Annotated in this window: 6 protein-coding genes; 3 read left to right on the top strand and 3 right to left on the bottom strand. The window is 41.5% G+C overall.

What is annotated here, in order from left to right; translation table 11 throughout:
- On the bottom strand, positions 1 to 1,415 hold a 1,415-nt coding region (locus HWQ37_RS26915; RefSeq protein ID WP_292753342.1), incomplete at its 3' end, for an AAA-type ATPase lid domain-containing protein.
- Between the two features lie 623 nt (positions 1,416 to 2,038).
- On the opposite strand from HWQ37_RS26915, the gene HWQ37_RS26920 reads away from it, so the two are divergent.
- The 3 genes from HWQ37_RS26920 (at position 2,039) to HWQ37_RS26930 (ending at position 3,893) form a co-directional block, all read left to right on the top strand.
- Positions 2,039 to 2,287 carry a helix-turn-helix domain-containing protein gene (locus HWQ37_RS26920; protein WP_292753345.1) on the top strand — a complete coding sequence of 83 codons (249 nt, stop codon included), beginning with the start codon at positions 2,039 to 2,041 and terminating at the stop codon, positions 2,285 to 2,287.
- 80 nt (positions 2,288 to 2,367) lie between these two features.
- Entirely contained in the window at positions 2,368 to 2,595 is a 228-nt protein-coding gene (locus tag HWQ37_RS26925; protein WP_292753348.1) for a hypothetical protein, read from the top strand.
- A gap of 119 nt (positions 2,596 to 2,714) precedes the next feature.
- The gene (locus HWQ37_RS26930) at positions 2,715 to 3,893 is read left to right on the top strand and encodes a hypothetical protein (protein ID WP_292753351.1); all 1,179 of its coding nucleotides are present in this window, start codon (positions 2,715 to 2,717) and stop codon (positions 3,891 to 3,893) included.
- A gap of 39 nt (positions 3,894 to 3,932) precedes the next feature.
- Here HWQ37_RS26930 and HWQ37_RS26935 read toward each other — a convergent pair whose 3' ends face one another.
- Positions 3,933 to 4,580: a response regulator gene (locus HWQ37_RS26935; RefSeq protein WP_292753354.1), complete on the bottom strand. Its 648-nt coding sequence runs from the start codon at positions 4,578 to 4,580 to the stop codon at positions 3,933 to 3,935.
- Positions 4,581 to 4,583: 3 nt separating this feature from the next.
- Positions 4,584 to 5,890, bottom strand: a 1,307-nt coding sequence (locus tag HWQ37_RS26940) for a sensor histidine kinase (RefSeq protein ID WP_363318191.1), incomplete at its 5' end; no start/stop codon positions are given.

Below are 5,890 nucleotides of genomic sequence, written 5' to 3' on the forward strand. Positions count from 1 at the left end.
CCCAAAAAGGGAAAGAGAAATAAGAAGAAAGGCCACCACCAAGCCCAAAATAGATTTAAGACGAAATTGCGATCGCGGCTTTGCGGCCCAATAAATAATATTGCCACAATAATCGCAAAAGCGGTTGCAGTAAAACCATAATTAATGCGATCGGGCCACCAAGAACTACGTAAAAACACCCGCAAATTCGGATAGGCATTTAACAGATTCACCCGAAATCGTTTTTTCTTAGTTTCGGCTGGCCAGAAAATTTCTTCTGTTAATTCATTCGCACCCTCAGCTTGCACGATCGCTCTTTCTACCAGATTTTTCAATTCTTTGAGGTTGCCAGGAAAATCATAAGACTGGAGGCGACGCAAAGCTTCTGGGGTAATATGCGGTTTCGGAACGCCTCTAGAGCGAATGTAGAGACTGGTATAATATTCAACCTGTGTTTGAATATCAGCTTTCCGCACTCGTAGCGGTGGTACTTTAATAATGTGACCAACAGAACGTTCAACTATCGGCTGAGTTTTTTCTGAAACAATCAGAATTCTGGCTTTACTGGGACGGGGTTGGGCGGTTGAATCTCCAGAACGACTGACAGGGATATATGTACTAGTTTTGAGCAACTGCGTCACGGCAGGTAATAATTCTTCGGGCAGTTCTTGGATGTTGTTGAGAACTAGAGTACCTTCCCCCAACCATTCCAACAATCCTGCTTTACCGCCAGCACGACCAAATAAATCTGCACCGCTAGTTTGGAGAATACCACAATTTACTTTAATAATTGGTTCTCGCCGTTTGGGAGAACCAAAATGGATTAGGGCTGCTATATTGTCTTTTTCTAACCCTGGTTCTCCAAAAATATCCACTGATTCGCGGTCAGAGGCCGCTTCTCGAATTTGCTCCCGCAGCCGCACAGCATAGCGACTTGTACCGACAATTCCGCGTTGCGCCTTGGTGACTAAATATGGCCGCAAAGCAATAGAACGTTCTTGTTCATAGCCAAGAGCAGATGTTACCTCAGCTAATTCTTGAGCCAATTGACGCGAAAAAGCCTGAGTAATTTCGGGGTATTGAGTAACTAATTCCCGAAATTTAGCAGCAGGTACAACCCACAAGTGACATTCGGTTACTGTAGTAATTGTGAATGGAGTCAATTGATCCAACAGCAATTCTTTCAGTTCAATCACTGCACCGGGGAGAAATCCACAAGCTAAAGCTGGGTTGCTTTGATTGGTGGTATTGCTTTCGAGTTGACCTTCTACCAGAATATAAAGGGCTTCTGGAGAATTGCCTTCGTTAACTAAGTCAGTTTCGGCACTCACTACTTGGTCTTCAATTACTTGAGCGATCGCATTTAACACCTCAAGTGAGAGAATCCCTAAACTCGTGCGTTCTTGTAGCCATATAACCGTTTCTGGAGATGTCATATTAAGTTCTCCCTGTAGGCTGCTGTATAACAAGAATTATCTCTGAAAGGGTATATCAAAATATCTATATTCAGTTGTTGTGTATTAATACACAATATGCATGCAATAGATCCAGGACTTACGCAAAATATCTCTTCAACTCTCATTTCTCCGTGTTCTCTGCGCCTCTGTGGTTCGATTTTTCCTTATCTGTGCGTAAGTCCTAAAACCAATTAAAGCTTTTTGCATAATACAAAATCCATCTTTGGCAAATTTACCAAGATTGTTAGTTATACCAATTTGAAAAAAGAAGGCGACAAATAGACCGACGCGATTCATCGCGTCTTCACCCAAGGATTTATTGCAATCATGAATTTAATTATTAGTTAGTTCTCATTGCCAATCAAGCAAAGCGATCGCAAAGTACAGATACTGCGATCGCTTTGTTTGACTGCGTTTCCCTCACAATGACAATTACGATACCTACGTGTAATATTTCACATTGGAAGTGCAATTACATAGATAAATAAATTTCAAAAGTATAAAAATTGGGTATATTTTCGCCTATCAATTCAGCATTAGTCTCAATAGGATGTAGCGAAATACATATCACTCACCAGATTAAAAGGTGGGTTTTGAGTTAGATGACCATTAAGAAATCTTTGGTAATCAACCAACCGGAAGTTGGAAAGCTAAACCCTGAACTCCGTGGCTTAACCGGTCTTGCGCAGGAACAGTTTGCAGCATCTTTAGGTATAACTTATTCGACGGTAAACCGTTGGGAAAAAGAACGTGTCAAGCCCTCATCTCTAGCTATGCAAAAGATTGAGGGAATGTTAGAGGAAATGGGTGAACGAGGAGAGAAAGCGTTGGCAAAGTATTTGTCGAATTAGAAAACAGGCTCAGAGGCAACTTAATTGCAGCAAGTTATCATTGAAAACCCCATTATTAGCTAGAGCTTTCCAGCATTACCTTGGCTTTGATTTCTTGTGTTGGTGCTAACAAGAAATCTAAATCTAGACTTTTATCTACTCCTATCCGTGCTTTAGAAGAACCCATTGATTTAGAGATTACTTTTTCACCCCGATTAACAAGTTATCGCTACGACATTACCCAAAAACAACACAATCCTAATTTTCCCGATGTTTGCAAATATGCTGTTTTGCGGATTCCTCAAACTCAAAGGTTGAGTTTACCGTAGCCAATATTTTGTCACTTCTCAAGGCAGTTTAGGTTCAAAACACGCAGAGATTCCCAAACAATTTTTTTCTTAATTAAGCAGCAAGATTTTCCAGCCAACTTTATTTTGGATGCACAATAATGTTTGATTATTCTAGCCCCGCTTTAGCTACATATCTTAACATTTCTTCACCAATAGCAGCTTGCACCAATGGCAGCAAAGTTGCAGTCATCAATACTGAAGGCGTATGGGAAGTAGAAAGTAATGGGACGAAAAAACTAATTCCCAACTCTAATTACAATGCTCGTGACATTGTAGCAATTGATGGCAAAACTTATGTCTTAGCTGTTCCCACGGGACTAGTCAAAATAAAAACTGATGGAACTAACCAAAAAATAGTTAGCAACCCAGCCAATTCAAAGGCACGAGTTAAATATCTGCAAAATTGGATTATTTACCAGTCTGCAAATACTTTATCAATTTATGATAAAAACCTCAACTTTAAAGCCAAACAGAGTTATGGCGTAACTGAGGTGATGGATTTTGAGTATAAAAATGGGTATCTCTACACCAGTGGCTACCAGCAACAAAAGAGGTCAGGTATTCCCGTCCAGGTAGCTTTTCTTTACCGGATGGTTTTTGACGGGGCAAAAATATTTGCTTTGGCAAATTTACCAGGAAATAACCAAGGTAAGCTTTGGGGTTACAATTCTGCCGATCTTGCTAACGACATGGCAGACACCAGACTTAACCGATTACAGATTTTGGAAGACAAGCTTTATGTTCTCGGTTCAGTTTATGGGGGTAACTCAATCTACAGGTGGAATGGCAAAGACTTATTAACAAGGACTTTGATTACCACAGATAACTATACCAATGCTGCCCAGACTCGTGACGAAACAAAGGTATATATAGGAACTATTAACCTGACTAATTTTACTGTCGAGCGTGGACAGCTAAGTGTTCCAAGAAAACCTACAAATGGTGGGATGGGAGACGGCGGTAGCAATTTCCCTAAAACTATTTACTCAGATGGCAGTAAAATTTTTGTGGGTTCCTCTGCTGCTTATGCGATCGCTAATAGAGATAATCAAACCTTCTTGGGTAGAACAATCCCGCCTTACCGTGGGGATTCATCTCTTTTAGTTGTCTCCAAGAACCTAATGACTCGCCACGCTTGGGTAACACCGGGAAATGGTGAAGTCTTGCTATTTACTGATAAGTTTGCAGTCATCAAAACAGGTAATATCAATGACTTGGCTACAAATTTAGGATCTGCCCAAAAATTGCCAACAAATACTTATTTCGTTAAGTTTTGATTGAGCAACGACATTGTAGGTAATATCGGTAAGCAGACTCTATTTGAGTCCGCCAAACAACGAATGGGCAAACAAAGCAGCTTGAGTGCGATCGCGTAAACTCAACCGACTCAGAATATTGGTAACATAGTTCTTAACAGTATTTTCTGAAAGAAACAGCGATTCAGCAATTTCACGGTTATTGGCTCCACAAGCAATTAACCGTAATACATCTAATTCCCTAGCTGTGAGTTGCGCCAATTCTGGAGGAGTTTGCACAGATGGGGCAGGTGCGGCAATGGGCGTGAGTGCTTTTTCAAACAATCCGGGGCCGAGTAGGGTTTGTCCCTTGTAGACGGAGCGAATTGCTAACATTAGTTCATCTGGTTCAGTATCCTTGAGCAAATAGCCCTTTGCACCCAGCCGCATCGCCTGAAAAACATACTCATCATCATCAAAGGTGGTGAGGACGAGAACCTTAATTTCAGGATATTGTTGAGCGATCGCTTTTGTGGTGGCAACTCCATCCATTACGGGCATCCGAATATCCATTAGCACAATATCGGGTTGCAGTACGGCAATCTGTTCGAGTGCCCGTTGTCCATTTTCTGCCTCACCGATTACCTGCATCTCTGCATTGGACTCAAGCATACTCTTAAGTCCCTGACGAATAAGATGCTGATCGTCAACTAATAAAATCTGAATCATAAGCTAAAACACCAACAGCTTTGATAGTGGCAAAGAAACAGAAATACAGCAACCTGTTCCTAGTTGACTGTGGAGATTTAACTTACCGCCCAGTGCAACCGACCGTTCTCGCATTCCTTGTAACCCAAAGCCGGTTGTATTTTGAGTGGGGTTAAAGCCTTTTCCATTATCTTCGATTGATAGATGAATCATCCCAGCGTGAGCCAGAAGTTTAACGGTGACACTCGTTGCCTCGGCGTGTTTGCAAATATTGGTCAGCGATTCTTGGACAATACGATATAGGGCGGTGTTTACTTCTGTTGGTAAAGTGTACGGTATATCAATTTCACAGGATGGGTCAATACCTGTGGTTTGCTGAAAATCTGTCAATAGCTTTTCAATGGCTGATTTGAGAGATTGGCCTTGCAAAGGATTTGAACGCAAAACCGAAAGCGATCGCCGAATTTCTAGCAGCGCTTCAGCCCCTAGTTCTTTTGCCTGTTTGAGAAATGTCAATGCTTTGTCATTGTTTGATTGCCAAAACAACAAAGTATTATTAATCTGAATGGTTTGGGCAGCGAGAGTGTGTCCTAATCCATCATGAATTTCGCGGGCAATTCGATTGCGTTCCTGCAAGGTTGCTTGATCTTCAATCCGTAAGGCATACTGGCAAAGTTGTTGATTGATCGTCTCCAATTGCTGATGGGCAATTTCTAACTCCTCTCTACTTTGGCGTTCTGCAAGCAGAGCATTAATTAACAATAAAGCGAATACTAACGTTAAGCTAAACAATAATATATTACTTAATCGCCAATCCCAGGACATGGCGATCAGCTTATCTGGCATAAAATTCTCAGGTACAATCGGTCTTGATAAAAGCAGTGTTCCATAACAAAGCAAAGATAAAATCAAGACAGCCAACTGTCCCGATCGCTTAAATATGAGACAACTCCGCATCACCAGTACCAGACACAGCAAGAAAACTGAGCGAGTTGATAAAGTATGTTGAGTCGCTGGGAGCAAAATTAAACTGAATTCCAGGGCTGTATAAATTAATTTGCTTTCCAACTTCACCATTGGCAGCCTCAAACCCATCAAGCTGAAAGTAGCGATCGCCAGAACTCCTAGCGGCAAAGACCAGGACAACTGAAATGGCAGCAGAACTTCCATAAACACTGCTGTGGCTAACAATAGCCACTCTAGGTAAAGCAACAGACGGAAAGATGGATAGGTCAAGCTAACCATAGAACTGTTCCAACTCAATGGTCTTTCTAACAAAACCATAGGTATTCTCACTATTTTAGAGGGAAATATTGGGCTGGGGACTGGGG

The sequence above is a fragment of the Nostoc sp. NMS4 genome (assembly GCF_017115095.1).
GTDB lineage: Bacteria > Cyanobacteriota > Cyanobacteriia > Cyanobacteriales > Nostocaceae > Nostoc.

Coding starts and splice junctions, on each gene's coding strand:
- HWQ37_RS26920 (WP_292753345.1), top strand. CDS start 2,039: ATGACCATTAAGAAATCTTTGGTAATCAACCAACCGGAAGTTGGAAAG.
- HWQ37_RS26930 (WP_292753351.1), top strand. CDS start 2,715: ATGTTTGATTATTCTAGCCCCGCTTTAGCTACATATCTTAACATTTCT.
- HWQ37_RS26935 (WP_292753354.1), bottom strand. CDS start 4,580: ATGATTCAGATTTTATTAGTTGACGATCAGCATCTTATTCGTCAGGGA.